Annotated in this window: 14 protein-coding genes and 1 pseudogene; 10 read left to right on the top strand and 5 right to left on the bottom strand. The window is 46.9% G+C overall.

The window, feature by feature from the left end; all coding sequences use genetic code 11:
• Positions 1 to 164: 164 nt before the first annotated feature.
• Together HQQ92_RS01645 and HQQ92_RS01650 are read left to right on the top strand one after the other, a co-directional pair.
• Complete coding sequence (locus tag HQQ92_RS01645) at positions 165 to 629, top strand: DUF2809 domain-containing protein (protein ID WP_173242647.1); 465 nt, start codon at positions 165 to 167, stop codon at positions 627 to 629.
• A gap of 80 nt (positions 630 to 709) precedes the next feature.
• Complete coding sequence (locus tag HQQ92_RS01650) at positions 710 to 1,213, top strand: hypothetical protein (RefSeq protein WP_173242649.1); 504 nt, start codon at positions 710 to 712, stop codon at positions 1,211 to 1,213.
• 166 nt (positions 1,214 to 1,379) lie between these two features.
• On the opposite strand, the gene HQQ92_RS01655 is transcribed toward HQQ92_RS01650, so the two are convergent.
• Positions 1,380 to 2,900 (bottom strand): aldehyde dehydrogenase family protein, encoded by a 1,521-nt coding sequence (locus HQQ92_RS01655; protein WP_173242651.1) that lies wholly within the window; start codon positions 2,898 to 2,900, stop codon positions 1,380 to 1,382.
• Between the two features lie 381 nt (positions 2,901 to 3,281).
• Between HQQ92_RS01655 and HQQ92_RS01660 the strand changes: the two genes are divergently transcribed.
• The 4 genes from HQQ92_RS01660 to HQQ92_RS01675 all read left to right on the top strand — a co-directional run bounded on the left by HQQ92_RS01660 (position 3,282) and on the right by HQQ92_RS01675 (position 8,836).
• Positions 3,282 to 5,183, top strand: coding sequence for a sigma-54-dependent Fis family transcriptional regulator (locus tag HQQ92_RS01660; protein ID WP_173242653.1), 1,902 nt, complete (start codon positions 3,282 to 3,284; stop codon positions 5,181 to 5,183).
• A gap of 282 nt (positions 5,184 to 5,465) precedes the next feature.
• The gene (locus HQQ92_RS01665; protein ID WP_173242655.1) at positions 5,466 to 6,986 is read left to right on the top strand and encodes a catalase; all 1,521 of its coding nucleotides are present in this window, start codon (positions 5,466 to 5,468) and stop codon (positions 6,984 to 6,986) included.
• 177 nt (positions 6,987 to 7,163) lie between these two features.
• Positions 7,164 to 7,682, top strand: coding sequence for an ankyrin repeat domain-containing protein (locus HQQ92_RS01670; RefSeq protein ID WP_173242657.1), 519 nt, complete (start codon positions 7,164 to 7,166; stop codon positions 7,680 to 7,682).
• A 173-nt stretch (positions 7,683 to 7,855) separates the two neighbouring features.
• Positions 7,856 to 8,836, top strand: coding sequence for an MDR family oxidoreductase (locus tag HQQ92_RS01675; protein ID WP_173242658.1), 981 nt, complete (start codon positions 7,856 to 7,858; stop codon positions 8,834 to 8,836).
• A 93-nt stretch (positions 8,837 to 8,929) separates the two neighbouring features.
• On the opposite strand, the gene HQQ92_RS01680 is transcribed toward HQQ92_RS01675, so the two are convergent.
• Both HQQ92_RS01680 and HQQ92_RS01685 read right to left on the bottom strand, forming a co-directional pair.
• Positions 8,930 to 10,306, bottom strand: a complete 1,377-nt coding sequence (locus HQQ92_RS01680) for an ATP-binding protein (RefSeq protein ID WP_217272600.1) — start codon at positions 10,304 to 10,306, stop codon at positions 8,930 to 8,932.
• Positions 10,294 to 10,980, bottom strand: a complete 687-nt coding sequence (locus HQQ92_RS01685; protein WP_105251061.1) for a response regulator — start codon at positions 10,978 to 10,980, stop codon at positions 10,294 to 10,296. Before HQQ92_RS01685 ends, HQQ92_RS01680 begins: the two co-directional genes overlap by 13 nt.
• Positions 10,981 to 11,274: 294 nt before the next feature.
• Here HQQ92_RS01685 and HQQ92_RS01690 point away from each other — a divergent pair, with 294 nt between their 5' ends.
• From HQQ92_RS01690 to HQQ92_RS01705, 4 genes and pseudogenes are all read left to right on the top strand, one after another.
• Complete coding sequence (locus tag HQQ92_RS01690; RefSeq protein ID WP_113941370.1) at positions 11,275 to 11,784, top strand: Spy/CpxP family protein refolding chaperone; 510 nt, start codon at positions 11,275 to 11,277, stop codon at positions 11,782 to 11,784.
• A 51-nt stretch (positions 11,785 to 11,835) separates the two neighbouring features.
• Positions 11,836 to 12,726 (top strand): cation diffusion facilitator family transporter, encoded by an 891-nt coding sequence (locus tag HQQ92_RS01695; RefSeq protein WP_131525141.1) that lies wholly within the window; start codon positions 11,836 to 11,838, stop codon positions 12,724 to 12,726.
• 14 nt (positions 12,727 to 12,740) lie between these two features.
• Positions 12,741 to 13,193, top strand: a pseudogene (locus HQQ92_RS01700) (hypothetical protein).
• A 207-nt stretch (positions 13,194 to 13,400) separates the two neighbouring features.
• A complete protein-coding gene (locus tag HQQ92_RS01705; RefSeq protein WP_131525140.1) occupies positions 13,401 to 13,958 on the top strand; it encodes a porin family protein in 558 nt (185 codons plus the stop codon).
• Positions 13,959 to 14,102: 144 nt separating this feature from the next.
• Here HQQ92_RS01705 and glnG read toward each other — a convergent pair whose 3' ends face one another.
• The gene (gene glnG, locus HQQ92_RS01710; protein WP_131525139.1) at positions 14,103 to 15,515 is read right to left on the bottom strand and encodes a nitrogen regulation protein NR(I); all 1,413 of its coding nucleotides are present in this window, start codon (positions 15,513 to 15,515) and stop codon (positions 14,103 to 14,105) included.
• A gap of 38 nt (positions 15,516 to 15,553) precedes the next feature.
• Entirely contained in the window at positions 15,554 to 16,600 is a 1,047-nt protein-coding gene (gene glnL / locus HQQ92_RS01715) for a nitrogen regulation protein NR(II) (RefSeq protein WP_105251067.1), read from the bottom strand.
• Positions 16,601 to 16,699 lie beyond the last annotated feature (99 nt).

Below are 16,699 nucleotides of genomic sequence, written 5' to 3' on the forward strand. Positions count from 1 at the left end.
CCTCGCTTAAATTTTGAGGCGCGAACATTTATTCGAATTGATAGGCTTGAGTGGCGCGGTTGCTCGGGTGGTGAGCCTTAAATGTCAACGAAAACTCACTTGTTAACCTATTGGTATTACGGTAGATTCTGCCACCTCAATCGAGTGAAGGGATTAACTTATTTATGTCTACCGCCGTTATTCGCGCTTTTATCAGCCGCAATCCGAGTCGTAAATCCTTTTGTATTTATGCCGTTTTATTATTTTTGACTGAAGTCTTAATCGCTTTATATGCACCTGCGGGTTTTATTCGTGGTTTTGTGGGCGATGTACTAGTAGTGATCTTACTGTTTTGTATGGTGCGGGCTGTCGTTCCGGTTGACAGCCCAGCAGAAAAGTCCCTAGCACAAAACACAGTCGAGGGCATGAAGCGTTTTTTTCAAACTCCTTGGTTGGCGTTTTCGGTATTGCTGTTTGCCTTTGCTATCGAGTTTGGTCAGTATTGGGGTTTAGTCGACAAGCTAGGCTTGGGCGGAAATCGCTTGGCGCGAATAGTGATAGGCAGCCATTTTGATCCACTTGATCTCGTGGCGTATTTTGTCGGTTATTTGATCTTACTGGGCTGTTATTGGAAAAGCCGTCAGTTCTAGTGATTTGAATTTGCAAGAGCCGCGTGATGTGTGTGTTCGCGGGTAGGCGAGATAGGTAGGCGAGATAAGTGGGGTAAGGGATGCAGCCGATAACGGGGTTTTCACTGCTAACAGAGCATGCCGATGGGTTTGAGCCTAATCCACTGAAAATGCCTCTGTATTTCAATGGTCAACCTACTCATACCTTTATTGCTGGCTTAGTGATTGAAGGCCAATATCGCTGCGTTTTATCCAATAAAACCTTGGGGTATTTGGTCATCACTTCTTTCGATTGTCCCTTCGAAGAATCGACCGAGTTTAGTCTGCTTGATGAAGGGTTTAAGCTCATTGCGACAACCTCTTTGGCGCAAATGTACGATTCTTTTCTGCTTTATGCCCATTGGCCTATGACAGATAACCGACTGAGGTTGCACTATTACGGTCAGTTTGTGCTGGATTTAGTGATGACAACGGGCAGTTCTTGGTTACCTTTTCAGCCAAAACTTAAACTGGTTGAAGTTGTCGATCCCCAAAGCGATCCACAAACAGCCTCCTCTCTTGCTGAATTAGCCCAGCGTTTAGCGCGGATTGATAATATAAACTGAGTGAGGTTTGAATTAAATTCAGTTAAAAAAGAAAGGGCTATTCGCCCTTTCATGTTTATCACTTGTATCGATTACTCATGCGGAAAGTGTTATAAGCTTGCTTGCAAAGACGTTTAAAAACCTAAATAAAAGCTTCCTCACATCAGCTTGTTTGAGCCCCAAAACCTTAGAAGAAACCTAAAGGATTCACATCGTAACTTACCAAGAGATTCTTGGTATTTTGATAGTGGTTGAGCATCATCTTATGGGTTTCGCGGCCAATGCCGGATTTTTTGTAACCACCAAAGGCGGCATGGGCAGGATAGGCGTGGTAACAGTTAATCCACACTCGACCAGCTTGAATGCCACGCCCCATACGTTGAGCCGTGTTCATATCACGTGTCCACACGCCAGCACCTAGGCCGTACTCAGTATCGTTCGCGATCGCTAAGGCTTCGGCTTCATCTTTAAAAGTGGTGACCGAAATGACGGGGCCGAAGATCTCTTCTTGGAAGATACGCATCTTATTGTGGCCTTTCATAATCGTCGGGCTGATGTAATAACCTTCGCTTTGGCCGCCATCGAGTTGGCAAAGTGTGCCGCCCAGTAGCACTTCTGCACCTTCAGCCTTACCTATGGCTAAGTAACTTAAGATTTTATCGAACTGTTCTTTAGAGGCTTGAGCGCCAACTTGAGTGTCGGTATCTAAGGGATCGCCTTGCTTAATGGTTTGCGCGCGGGCGAGCACTTTTTCAATAAAGCGATCAAAAATCGATTCTTGGACTAGCACCCGAGATGGGCAAGTACAGACTTCACCTTGGTTGAAGAAGGCCAGCAACATGCCTTCGACGGCCTTATTTAAATACTCGTCTTCATGGTCCATCACATCGGCAAAAAACACGTTAGGCGACTTACCGCCAAGCTCAACGGTTGATGGAATTAAGGATTCGGCGGCGCATTTTAAAATGTGATAGCCAATTTCGGTGGAGCCCGTAAAGGCCAATTTAGCGATGCGTTTGCTGGTGGCCAAAGCTTGTCCAGCTTCGGCGCCAAAGCCGTTGACTACGTTAAGAATACCCGCGGGTAATAGGTCTTCAATCAGTTCGATCAAGACCAGAATCGAGACTGGCGTCTGCTCCGCAGGCTTGAGTACCACACAGTTACCCGCCGCTAGCGCAGGTGCGATTTTCCATGCGGCCATTAAGAGTGGAAAGTTCCAAGGAATGATCTGGCCGACCACGCCTAAAGGCTCTGGGAAGTGATAACTGACTGTGTTGCCATCGATATCGGCAGCGCTGCCTTCCTGTGCGCGGATACAACCCGCAAAGTAGCGGAAGTGATCGACGAATAAGGGCAAGTCGGCATTTAAGGTTTCACGCACCGCTTTACCGTTTTCCCAGGTTTCGGCAACGGCTAAGTATTCGAGATTTTGCTCGACGCGATCGGCAATGCGCAGTAACAGGTTTGAACGCTCGGTGACTGAGGTTTTACCCCATGCTTCTTTCGCTGCGTGAGCGGCATCTAATGCTAATTCAATATCTTGTGCATCGGATCGCGGGATTTGGCAAAAGTTTTGGCCATTCACGGGGGAGCGATTGTCGAAGTATTTGCCATTGACTGGGGCGACCCATTTTCCGCCGATAAAGTTGGCGTATTTTTCTTTGAAGTTAACGATTGCGCCTGCGGTTCCGGGTTGAGCATAAATCATAGAATCATTCCTTCTTGTGGATGGCATGCTGGGCGTTGGCGATTTTTACGCTCTTGGCTTCAGCAAGGGAGTCTTGTTGATGCATCTCTGCTGGATGCCTTTTTAAATATTTTTCGTTTTGCTTTAAGCCAATCCTATTGATTGGCTTAGTGTTCTCTTATGCAACACCTGAGGCTTGCATACCAAGGGTGCATCGCAAGGAGAGTGCCAAACTGGCAGGAGTTGTACACTTGTTGTGCTAACAGTATGATGAAAAGCTAATTTTGCAGATTTGAATAAGTATGGGCACTCAGGGAGAGAAGTGTGTCCTGTGGTTACTTTGTCATTGAGTGGCACACAGCAATTGTGCTGAAACGGAACACAGCTCTGGGGAGCACGGCTATGGCAGTTAAACCGCATTTACCATCGACACAGGCGTGGTTGGCCGATTCGTGGCAGCGCAGCATTGGCGCTGGCTTGTCAGAATTTCAGTTACCCCAAGATCTTAGGCTCGATGCCTGCGGACTAAAGCAGAAACATGAGCAATATCAAATGCTCATAGCATTAGTGCAATCCCATGCCTTGCCTTTGTTCAATCAGTTGATGGCGCATTCTAATAGCCGACTCCTGCTCTCCGATGCCGAGGGTTATGTGCTTAGGCATTGGGGTGTGAGCCGTTACTCCACAAAACTGGCAGATGTGGCTTTGGATATTGGGGTGAATTGGCTTGAGCAGCACAAGGGTACCAATGCGATAGGGACGGCACTTACCGCCAAACAAGCCGTATCTGTGGTGGGTGAGCAACATTTTATTCGCCAGAATCGTTTTATGAGTTGCACTGCTTGCCCGATATTTTCCCCCCAAGGTGAGATGCTAGGGGTGATTGATATCACCAGCGAGCAGCAAAAGCACACTCAGCAGACGCTAATGTTAGTGTCCAGTTTGGCGCAGCAGGTCGAGACCGCGCTTTTGTGCCATCTGCCCGATAGCCATTATCGAATCGATTTAGCTGCGCAGCCAAACCTGTTGAATTCGGGTTGGCAGGGTATAGTGATTGCCGATAGCGATGGTCGCATTGTGGGGTGCAATCCCATGGCGAAACAATTGCTTAATCATGCCAAGGTGGGCGATACCGTCGAGCAGTACTTAGGCAATAATTGGAGCCGTGCGGGTGGTTTTAATCAGCATTTAGCCTTGCATCTACAGACTCAATCCTTAAATATTCCCAGTGCTAAGGGTCGAGTTGCGATTAGCAATAAATCGCTCAATCAATTGGGGGTTCGGTTTCGCGATCCTCAATTAGAACGGGCTTGGCAACATGCCAATAAGGTGATCACCAAGCAAATTCCGCTGTTAGTGCTTGGTGAAACTGGCGTCGGTAAAGAGCAGTTTGTTAAAAAGCTCCACGCTCAGAGCGCGCGTCGCACCGAGCCTTTAGTGGCAGTGAACTGCGCGGCATTGCCTGCCGAGTTAGTCGAATCTGAACTCTTTGGTTATCAGGCGGGCGCTTTTACTGGGGCAAACCGCACTGGATTTATCGGCAAAATTCGCCAAGCCCACGGCGGTTTTTTGTTTTTAGATGAAATTGGCGAAATGCCGCTGGCGGCCCAGAGTCGTTTACTGAGGGTACTGCAGGAGCGCGAAGTGGTACCCGTTGGCAGTAATCAAAGTTTTAAAGTTGATATTCAAATCATTGCCGCGACCCATATGGATTTAGAACAACAGGTGACTCAAGGGCTGTTTCGACAGGATTTATTCTATCGATTAAATGGTCTACAAGTGCGTTTGCCTGCGCTGCGGGAGCGGCTGGATATCGAGCGTATTATCCATAAATTGCATCGTAAACATCGTATCGCCGCGCAGGATATCTGCCCAGAACTGTTAGGGAAAATGATGCAATACGACTGGCCGGGGAATTTGCGTGAGCTGGATAACCTCATGCAAGTCGCTTGCTTGATGGCAGAAGGAGACAATACCCTCAATTGGCAACATTTACCCGATTATCTGGCGGCCAAACTCACATGCGAGCCGTTAAAAGGAGACCTGTTACAAGCTGAATCTTTATGTGATGAATTTAAGGAGGTAAGTGGTCAACCTTCTGCATCACCCCTGCCAAGTGGTAAGTTCGCTGTAGAGCCGAATGTCACAAAGGTTCAATCGGATTCCCTAAATGAGGCGATTTATAGCAATGTGCTGCAGGCATACCAAGCCTGTAATGGCAATGTGAGCCAATGCGCTAAGCGGTTAGGGATCAGCCGTAATGCCTTGTACCGTCGATTAAAACAGATGGGGCTTAAGGATTAATGCTAGCTTACGGCTCTTGTTACGAAGCTCAATTAATCGCCAAATATCTCCTAACCACCCCATGTTTATCCACTTCGCAATAGACTAAAACCGAGAGGTTTTAGTCTACAATCTCTAGCTTCAGTATCTGACAATGTGACTTTTTGTTGTTGCCAATTTATGTCTAATAGGTTTTATTGATTGATATAATCGATAAGGATCGCTTCTTCTGATCACAAATTCAGAACTATACTGCGGGCAGGCAGAAAAGAGCTTGGCGTTATGCATAGAAGAGGAACTGTTATGCATCTTACTAAAAGCCTTTTAATTATTTCTATGGGTCTGACATTGAATGTACAGGCTCAAACTTTACCAACAAATACCCTGACACGTGACAATGGTGCACCTGTGGGTGATAACCAAAACTCGACCACAGCGGGCAGTAATGGCAGCGTGTTATTGCAAGATGTGCAGCTTATCCAGAAGCTACAACGCTTTGCCCGTGAACGTATTCCTGAGCGTGTCGTCCACGCCAGAGGCACAGGTGTGCATGGTGAGTTTGTATCGAGTGGCGATTTTAGTAACCTAACCCAAGCTGCACCCTTTGCACAAAAAGGTAAAGTGACGCCCGTATTTGTGCGCTTTTCTACCGTGATTCACTCGAAAGGTTCGCCAGAAACGCTGCGTGATCCCCGAGGGTTTGCGACCAAATTTTATTCGGACCAAGGTAACTGGGACTTAGTGGGTAATAACTTACCCGTATTCTTCATTCGCGATGCGATCAAGTTTCCTGACATGGTGCATTCACTCAAACCATCGCCAGTGACCAATATGCAAGATCCGAATCGTTTCTTCGATTTTTTCAGTCACGAAGCGGGTTCAACCCATATGTTGACTCAGGTTTACAGTAACTTAGGTGTACCTGCCAGTTATCGTGAAATGGACGGTTTCGGTGTGCATGCGTACAAATTTGTGAATCGAGATAACCAAGTTAAATACGTGAAATTTAACTGGAAGAGTCTGCAAGGTGTTAAAGGCTTACGTCCCGATGAAGTGGTTAAAGTCCAAGGGCAAAACTTTAACCATTTAACTGATGATCTTTATAGTGAGATCAACAAGGGTAACTATCCTAAGTGGGATCTGTACGTTCAATTACTCGACCCGACTGAGCTTAATAAGTTTGATTACAACCCGTTAGATGCCACTAAGGTGTGGCTAGATGTGCCAGAACAAAAAGTGGGCACTATGACGCTGAACCGCATGCCTGCAAACTTCTTCCAAGAAACTGAGCAAGCGGCATTTGCGCCATCGAATTTGATCCCTGGGATTGAGCCTTCGGAAGACAGATTACTGCAAGGCCGCATGTTCTCCTACGCCGATACTCAGCTGTATCGACTCGGCGCGAATTTGTCGCAATTGCCGATTAATAAACCCTTAGTGGCGGTGGCAAACCACAACCAAGAAGGTGCGGGCAATATGGGGCATACCCAGTCCGATGTGAACTATCAACCGAGCGTACATTTAGCCTTGGCCGAAGATAATCGTTATCGTGCGGTAACAACTGCGCTGACGGGGACTGTGCAACAGACGGCTATTAGCAAGCAGGATAACTTTAGCCAAGCGGGCGTCTTTTATCGCAGCTTGAGCAAGCAAGATAGAGCAGATCTGATCACTAACTTGGCCGGTGACTTAGGCAAAGTGAACGATACCAATGTGAAACATCAGATGCTCAGTCACTTTTATCGTGCAGACCCAGAGTTTGGTGAGCGTTTAACCAAGGCCGTAAAGGGGGATCTGGCCAACGTTAAACAGCGTTCAATCTGATGTCGTTATTTTTAGGACTGTTTTGGTCGAAGAGATTTGCGCGTTAACAGTCCGAACCCAGTAAGTCCCGCAAGACGTAAACAAGCTCTTTTCTGCCCAGTTTAAGAGGGCGTCTTGCGGGCATTTCGTCACGTTTCATTGTTTAAATCTCTATTTTAGCTGTGCTGGGAGCCATTGATGAAACACACTATTGCTATCTTATTATTGATTATTGTGGCCCTGAGTATGTCGGTGGCAATGGGGGCGGGTTCGCTTCAAGCACCATTGGTTACATCCGCAACGGCAAGTCAAACGGACGAGCCCGATACCGCACAAGTACAATTGCTGGTGGACTATTTTTTTGCAGCAGCGCGTACCGGTGATATCACAGTGCTTGAGCATTTTCTCGATGCTGGCTTCCCTATTGACCAGAGAAATAGTCAAACCTATACCGCGCTAATGGTGGCGGCTTATAATGGCCAAGAGGCTGCAACGGATTTATTGCTTGAGCATGGTGCTAATGCTTGTTTGCAAGATAAGCGTGGTAATACGGCAATGATGGGCGCTGTGATTAAGGCCGAATTCAATATTGTAAAGCGACTATACGCGAAAGAATGCGATGCGAACCTAACGAATAATGCCGGAATGACCTTGACTGAGTTCGCCCGCTACTGGGGTCAAAGTGGCGCTTTACAGCAGGCGAGTTTAAAGCAATAAAGACGCTAGATCTTGCCATCTCTTGCGCTCGATCACTCTGGGTCATTATCTTTAATCTGTTTAGATCCCAGCATTTACTATTAGCAATAAGTCTGCTTGTTAATGATGTCTATGCCTTTTATGGTAACTTTTTGAATATCGTTTAATACGGTTTGGCCTTCGGAGAGCGATTTATGTTTGATGCCTTACTACTGACGCAAGAAGATAAACGTACGTTTGCTCAAGTTTCACAGATCACAGAAGCTGATTTACCAGAAGGGGAAGTCTTGGTTGATGTCGCCTATTCCTCGCTGAATTATAAAGATGGTTTAGCTGTGACCGGTGCTGGCAAAATCATTCGTCAGTTTCCTATGGTACCAGGCATCGATTTTGCGGGCGTGGTGCGCGAATCGACGGATGTAAGATACCAAGTTGGCGATCAGGTGATTTTGACCGGCTGGGGCGTGGGCGAAAATCACTGGGGTGGTATGGCGCAAAAAGCGCGAGTTAAAGCCGACTGGCTGGTGCCCATGCCGCAAGGTTGTGATGCCGCTAAATCCATGATGATAGGCACGGCCGGGCTTACGGCGATGTTGTGCGTGCAAGCGCTGCAACAGGCTGGGATAACACCGCAAAGTGGGGATATTCTTGTCACAGGTGCCAGTGGTGGTGTGGGTTCTGTGGCGGTGACTTTGCTCGCCAATGCTGGCTATCGTGTGGCTGCCTGCAGTGGTCGAGTTGAACAGAATGCGCCTTTATTGAAGGAGCTTGGCGCCGCAGAAGTGATTGATCGCAGTGAACTTGAACAAGATGCTAAGCCGCTTGAGGCGCAGCGCTGGGCGGGTGTGGTCGATACCGTTGGCAACAAGATCCTCGCCAAAGCATTAGCGCAAATGCAATACGGTGGCGCCGCCGCTATCTGTGGTTTAGCGGGTGGTTTTGCATTACCAACAACCGTTATGCCGTTTATTTTACGGGGTGTTAGCCTACTGGGAATCGACTCCGTTTCTTGTCCATTTGAGAAGCGAAAAGCGGCGTGGGAAGCTGTGATTAAAGCACTACCCGCACATTTTTATCAGCAAGCTTGTCAGCAGATATCATTGGCAGAGGTGCCTGATTTCGCGAATAAAATTATCCAAGGCCAAGTCACTGGACGTGTATTAGTTAAGCTGTAATCCCGTTTCCTACGTTTTAACACGATGGCAACACTGAGGTGTTGCCAATTACGACTAATTAGTTCTGCCTCCTATACTTGTTCTTCATATCGGCTATTTCGGTAGTGTAATCGTCACTTCAAGACCGGTTGGTACACGGTTCTCGGCTTTAATCTTACCTTTGTGGGCGGTAATCGCCGCTTCAGTGATTGCCAGCCCAAGTCCCCAGCCACCGCTTTCTCTTTGTCTTGCCGAGTCGGGGCGGTAGAAAGGTTTAAAAATGGCATCGAGTTCGGCGGCATCTATGCCTGGACCATCGTCTTTTATGGTAACTTGTACTTGATCAGCCGTCGCACTCGCCTGCAGGTGAATATCGCTTGCGGCATAACGGATCGCGTTACGCAGCAGGTTTTCAATCGCGCGGGAAAGTGATTTAGGAAAATGCGCTAACTCAATTTCTTCATCGATATCGATAGTAATGCTTTTACCTTGCTGTTCTGCTTCAAATTCCGCATCGTCTAAAACTTGGCTCAGGGATTCGGCCAAGCCTAAATGTACTTTGGTTTCGTTAGTACTGAGCTTGACCCGCGAGAGCTCTAACAATTCACTGATAAGCTTTTCGAGTTGCTCAGCTTCATAACCTATGCGTTCCGTTTCGGTGGTCTGCTGACCTTTTTTACGGGCGAGGGCAAGGGATAACTGTAGCCGCGTCAATGGTGTGCGTAGTTCATGGGAAATATCTCCCATGAGCCGCTGCTGATTATTCACCATAGCTTCGATGGAGTCGGCCATGCTGTTAAAAGCCGTGGCGAGCTGACCAATTTCATCGTTGCGCTGAGTGGTGGACTTATCGACTCGGTGACTTAAGTCGCCTTCTGCGAGGGCATTAGCACTCTTTTTAAGTGAATTTAATGCTTTACCTAAATGCCACGCGAGCAAGCCACATAGTAATCCCGACAGGAAAATTGCTAAGCTTAAAGTTAATAACTTATTTTCGGCGAAGAAGAAGAACCAAGGCCGTGGATGGTTATCTGGTAGGCGACCATAAAGTGAATAGGTCTCGGCGCCCAGATTGAATTGAAAGGGACCAAACACCAGCTCATCTTTAAACTGATGGCTAATCGGTTGTTTTTCTTCATCAGCCATCAGCATAAAGCTGCGCACACCGCGACTCACCCTGTGTGTGTTGACGACTTGGCCCTGGCTGTTGACGAGATAAACTCGTAGTGGCTTGCCTTCCATGTCTCGATGTCTTTCCCAGCGACGAAGAAAATCGGATTCCAGTAAGGCGGGGTTTTCTTGAATGCGCTTAGCTATCGTCGATAGGACTTTTTCAAGGTGAGGTGGCAGTGGCGCACGGTCGTGATTTTGTTGCAGCAATGGTAGCAGACCCACTAAGGCAATGATTAGCGAGCTGCAAAGCCAAAATCCGAGCAATAATTTGATAAATAAACGATTAGGCACAGTCGATACCGCCGTTATGGAAGCCAAATATAACCTTTGCCACGGATGGTTTTCACCCTTGGCCGACCATCGCTACGCTCGGGGAGTTTTTTACGTAGATTCGATAAATGCATGTCTAAGCTGCGATCGAAGGGCATGAGTTTTTTGCCGAGCACTTTCTCGTTTAACTCTTCCTTGTTCATCAACTCTCCAGCGTGCAGTGCTAGGGTGTGCAGCAGAGTGAATTCGGTGCCTGTGAGTATGATTAATTGCTCATTACAGTAAGCTTCTTGGCGCGATGGATCTAAGCGCAGATCGCCAAACTCTTGGGCGGGCGCGGCATGGATTTCTTGGGTTGTTAAGTTCGAACGACGAATAATGGCGCGGATACGGGCAATTAATTCTCTGTCATTAAATGGTTTTGGCAGGTAATCGTCGGCGCCTATCTCAAGCCCAACCACGCGATCGATTTCATCGCCGCGGGCCGTCAACATTAATACTGGGGTTTGTTTATGTTGGCGCAGTGCGCGTAGCACTTCAAAACCGTTTAATTTAGGTAGCATTACATCGAGTAGGATCAGATCGTAATCTGCGGTCAGTGCCAGATCTAAACCTTGTTTACCGTCGTAGGCCAAGGTTAATTGAAACCCTTCTAACTCGAGCAGTTGCCCTAGTAGCTCAGATAAACCCAGATCGTCATCGATTAATAATATCCGACTCATACTGTTCCTTAATCTCTGTAATGTGGCCTCGTGTGCCTGTTTATCATAGGCACTTTTAGCGCTTTGGCTGAGTATACCTGTTTTGATGTCAATTGCTGTGTAGCAATGTAAGCCAAAGTAAAGAATAGAGAATCTGTTAGTTATTGCCGCAACTTTACAGTGATTTACTCAGGCAACGCCCTCACTTACATATAGGGGTTTAGACTGGAAGGGTCGAAAGTGACTCGGCTTAAAAGGGTCGTCACTGTGTCTTATTACTTGCCATATTAAAGTTGAACCATCGAGGTTAACACTATGAAAACATTATCACCTTTGAAAGCGAGCCTGTTTGCCATTCTAGCGAGTTCTGCGGTTTTCGCGACGGCAGTTAATGCTGCACCTAAGGATGCTGGCTGCGACTTCTCTAAATCTGAATTCCATAAAGGCGACCGCATGGAACATGGCGGCCGACATATGGACCACGGTGGCATGCATCGTATGTTTGAAGGGCTCGATTTAACGGATGCCCAGAAAGCTGACGTCAAAAAGTTGTTTGCCGATCAGAAAGCCACGCGCGCTGATAATCGTCCAACGAAAGAGGAACGCTTGGCACATCGCACAGAGATGCAGGCCTTAATTACCGCGCCAAGTTTTGATGAAACACAAGCAAAGGCACTGATGAGTGCGCAGCAAGAGCAGCGTCAAACTCAAGCCATTGAACGTATGAAGCTGCATAATCAAATATTTAATCTGCTGACACCAGAGCAGCAAGCTAAGTTTAAAGCGCGATTTGAAGCACAAGCTGGTAAAGAACCTCGCGGTTAAGCGTCTTAGCTGATATACAATAGGGTCATAGCTTCCCAAGATAGATCCCTTATGACTCAAACTTCCCAATACGATTTTTGGGTCAAACTGGCTAGCCGCGCTTCCGTGGCTACCGCTTTGATCCTTATTCTTATCAAGATGTTCGCTTGGCTTTATTCCGGCTCCGCCAGTATGTTGGCATCTTTGACGGATTCCTTTGCCGATGCTCTCGCTTCTATTATCAATTTTATTGCCATTCGTTACGCGCTTGTGCCGCCGGATCATGACCACAGATATGGCCATGGTAAGGCTGAGCCGTTAGCGTCTCTAGCGCAATCCGCCTTTATTATGGGCTCCGCATTTTTATTACTTTTCTATGGTGGCGAGCGTCTATTAACACCTGTTCCGGTTGAAAATGCCACCATAGGTGTAGTTGTTTCTATCATAGCGATTGTGATGACGTTAGCTTTAGTCATGTTGCAGAAACGCGCATTAGCGGCGACAAAAAGTACTGTGGTTGAAGCTGATTCGCTGCACTATAAATCAGATTTATTCCTTAATGGTGCGGTATTGTTGGCACTAGTATTAGCGCAATACGGTTGGTGGTGGGCTGACGGTTTATTTGCGGTAATGATTGCATTTTATATTGGTCATCAAGCCTTTGGCTTAGGTTATCGCTCAATTCAAGCCTTGTTAGACAGAGAGCTAGACGAAGAAACTCGCCAGCAAATCACGCAAATCGCGATGGAAGATCCACGGGTGCAAGGGCTGCATGATTTACGCACTCGTCAAGCAGGCAAAACTGTTTTTATTCAATTTCATTTAGAACTCGATGGCAATTTGAGTTTGAATGAAGCCCACAGTATTGCTGATACAACAGGGATAAGAGTCAAAGCCGCCTTCGAAGATGCTGAGGTGATTATTCACCAAGATCCGGTTAAACCTGAAGTCAACGAAACATAAATTAAGGACAAGCTATGGCATGGATGCAGAAGCAAAGTCACAGATGGGATCATTCCACTCGATTGATATGTCGCTATCATAGGCTATCGACTCGCTTTGAGTTGATAGCCGAATCTGTGATTTCTGACATTAGCATCCCTATGAGTACAGAAATCACGCTCCTGATGGAACAGAAACCTTCGATAGTAAATCAAGCGGATAGTACCGTATCTCCTGTGATAGCGGGGGCTTGGAGTCAGTTAGTCCTGCGTAAACATCTTTATTACTTACCGCAGAAAATTGATCTCGACATTGCTAACCAAGCTTATCGAGTCCATGTCTGGCCATTATTTCTTTAGCGTACACGTATTACTTGTGTGGCGTCTGGCAGAGTTGTCGTATCCGAATATTTGGATGTGAGAAGGCGTCGTTCCCTCATCCGTTGGCTATATGCGAGTTTTATAGGGCTGTTGCGGGTGTTAGGTTAAAGTTATTAATAGTTTCAATTTAAAAATAATACTTACAGTAAATATTATTTAGCCACATAACGAATAACAATAACTTCCATTTTCCGACTCAAGCTGAATCAATGCTGTATGATTTGTATTTTGATAATTTAAACCATGACACTTCTGAATTGCTTATTGTAATATCCGCGCCGTCTAATACTTTCGTTAAATCATTAGGGAATTATGATGAATAAATTATCAATTGTTGCTATCTCTTTACTATCAGCATTAGCGGCCACTCAAGTCTCTGCAGCAACCGACACTACTGGATTTTATGTGGGTGGTGCATTAAATAGAGTCACAGCTGATGCTTTTGATGGTTCAGAAACCGGTACTGGTGTAGGCGTATACGGTGGCTATAACTTCAATGAATGGTTTGGTTTAGAAGCTAACCTGTTTGCCACTGGTGACTTAGGCGATAAGGATGTTGATATTAGTGCAGGTGCATTAAGCTTCACACCTAAATTTACTGCACAAATTAATGATATTTTTTCTGCCTATGCCAAAGTGGGTATAGCATCTATGGCGGCGAATGTTGATGGCTATGGTTACGATGAAGACTTTACTGGTTTTGGTTGGACTTATGGTGTAGGTGTTAATGCCGCCGTAACAGAGCACTTAAATATCCGTGTAAGCTATGATGTCACTACAGGTGATTTAGATGCCGACCGTAGCTATTTAGGATTAAAAGATATTGACACTGATATTAAGCAATTCGCTGTAGGTATGCATTATCAATTCTAATTTTTTTAGATTTGGCATATTTAATTCATGCCAATGAAAATGAAATGAATTTCAAATAGAAAGGGATGTGAAGATATCCCTTTTTATTGTTTGATATGAATAAGCTTGTATTGATATAACGAGTAGTAACGTTATTTTATCTACTCAATCCATCGACAGTTCTTTTAATTTCCGCGTTAAAGTATTTCGTCCCCAGCCTAAACGTTTCGCCGCTTCCTGTTTATGGCCTTGAGTATGGCGCAGCGCAGTTTCTAGCAGTATGCGCTCGAATGCGGGCTGCACCTCAGTTAACAGATCGCTGTTTCCTTCCGAGAGTTTTTGGTCTATCCACTCAGTCAGTGCCGATTGCCAATCTTGGCTGCCTTTCGCCGTGTGGGTGACACTCACAGGGTCTTTCAGTAATTCTGGCGGTAAGTCTTGGGGTAAAATTTCTTGCCCCGATGCCATTACGGTTAACCAACGACAGGTGTTTTCGAGTTGTCGGACATTACCGGGCCAAGGTAATTGGGAGAGTTTTACCGCAGTCTCCTTGGCCATGATCTTAGTTTCCACGCCAATTTCCTTTGCTGCAGAGGCGAGGAAATGGGTAGCGAGCTGGGGAATGTCCTCCCGTCTTTGTGATAGTGGCGGCAAGTGCACGCGGATCACGTTGAGGCGATGGAACAAGTCCTCTCTAAAGCCACCTTTTTGTACTAATAATTCAAGATCTTGGTGGGTCGCCGCTATGATACGCACATCGACTTGTACCGCATTATGACCTCCGACGCGGTAGAATTGGCCATCGGCGAGCACTCTGAGTAACCGTGTTTGTACGTCTAACGGCATATCGCCGATTTCATCTAAAAAGAGCGTGCCACCGTTTGCTTGTTCGAAGCGACCTTGGCGCACATTGGCTGCGCCAGTGAAGGCACCTTTTTCGTGGCCGAATAGCTCAGATTCGATTAAATCCTTAGGGATCGCTGCCATGTTCAGCGCGATAAACGGCTTATCTTTACGTGGGCTGTGCTTGTGTAACGCGCCAGCCACTAACTCTTTTCCCGTACCCGATTGACCATTGATCAGCACGCTGATCGATGAGCGTGAAAGTCTGCCTATGGCGCGAAACACTTCCTGCATCGCTGGCGCTTCACCTATGATTTCGGGTGTTTTGACTTGGGCTTCCTGCGCGGGTGCAGGGCTCTGTTCAGTGGCATGGGTAAGTGCGCGCTCAACCAGAGAGATAGCCTCATCGATGTCGAAGGGTTTAGGCAGATACTCAAATGCGCCCGCTTGATAGGCACTCACTGCACTGTCTAAGTCTGAGTGCGCTGTCATAATGATCACGGGAATATGGGGATAATGCACCTGCAATCGTTCGAGCAGGCTTAAACCATCCGTGCCGGGCATACGGATGTCCGACACTATCACGTGCGGTTGCGATATTTCTAATGCCTGCCACAGGGATTCGGCGGCGGCAAAGCTGGCGGTGCTGAGCTTAGCACCTTGCAGTGCCTTTTCGAGTACCCAGCGTATCGAGCTGTCATCGTCGAGGATCCACACTTGTTCACTAATTCGCATCTTGCTTCCTCATACGGTAGGGGTAGGTACTCTCGAAATTATTTAGCGCTTAAAATCGGTAATGAAATGATAAATTCTGTGTGCCCAGCGCTGGAGAGGCAATCGATCCTTCCCGAGTGTAAACGGGCAATATTATGGGCAATCGAGAGGCCTAAACCTGAACCTTGCTCACGGCTTGTCACCATGGGATAAAATAATGTGTCCATTAGCTCAGGCGGTATACCGGGGCCGTTGTCGATAATCGATAGGGTTAACACTAGCTTGTGGCGCTGTGAACCTATGGTGACTTGGTGTTGAGTGCGAGTGCGGATCAAAATCTCGCCCCCCGTATGCTCAAGTGCTTGCACCGCATTTTGTAAAATGTTCAGCACAGCTTGCTGCATTTGGTCCGGATCCATCTCGATATCGGGAATGGATGGATCGTAATCCCGTTTGAGCTGGATGTTAGCGGGCAGCGCCATTTCAACTAACTTATAGACCTTTTGCACCACTTGATGGATGTTGTGCAGACTGTGCTGTGTCGGCCTTTGCGGGCCGAGCAGACGGTCCACTAAATTACGCAGCCGATCGGCCTGCTCTATGATGAGCGTAGTGAATTCCTTCAGCGCCGGATCATCCAGCTCCCGCGATAATAGCTGCGCCGCACCGCGAAGGCCGCCTAAAGGATTCTTGATTTCATGGGCTAAGTTGCGCACCAAAAACTGCGCCGCTTGTTGCTGTGCATCTTGACTCAGTTGCTGATGAATGCGTCTTTGTTGGTCGACTTGGCGCAGTTCGAGCAGGCTGAGCTCTGCCTCATCATCGAGGGGAATAAGGGTTAAATCAACGGTATGATGTTGGCCATCGAGCGTGACTAGTGCTGCCGTATTGACCGTTAAGCCTTGGCCGGCTGTTACTGCATCCATTAATAGCTTGGCGTCGACACCGAGGATTTGATAATGCTCAGGCAAAGTTTGTTCTACGAGTCTATGGCTACCAACACCTAATAATTGCTCTGCTGCTGCGTTGGCATAACAAGGCTTGAGATCCTTATCTATGACAAGTACAGCGGTAACTAAATGATTGAGCAGTGTCTCTTTATCCATCGACCATTCCTAGAAATAGGGTTGCACCACTATGGTGCACCAATCTGGTGCAAGCTGCAACTTGTCTTCATCAAACGGTTTAGTCAGGAGGAGTTAATC

Origin of the sequence: Shewanella sp. DC2-4 (assembly GCF_013248875.1) — a bacterium.
GTDB lineage: Bacteria > Pseudomonadota > Gammaproteobacteria > Enterobacterales > Shewanellaceae > Shewanella > Shewanella oncorhynchi.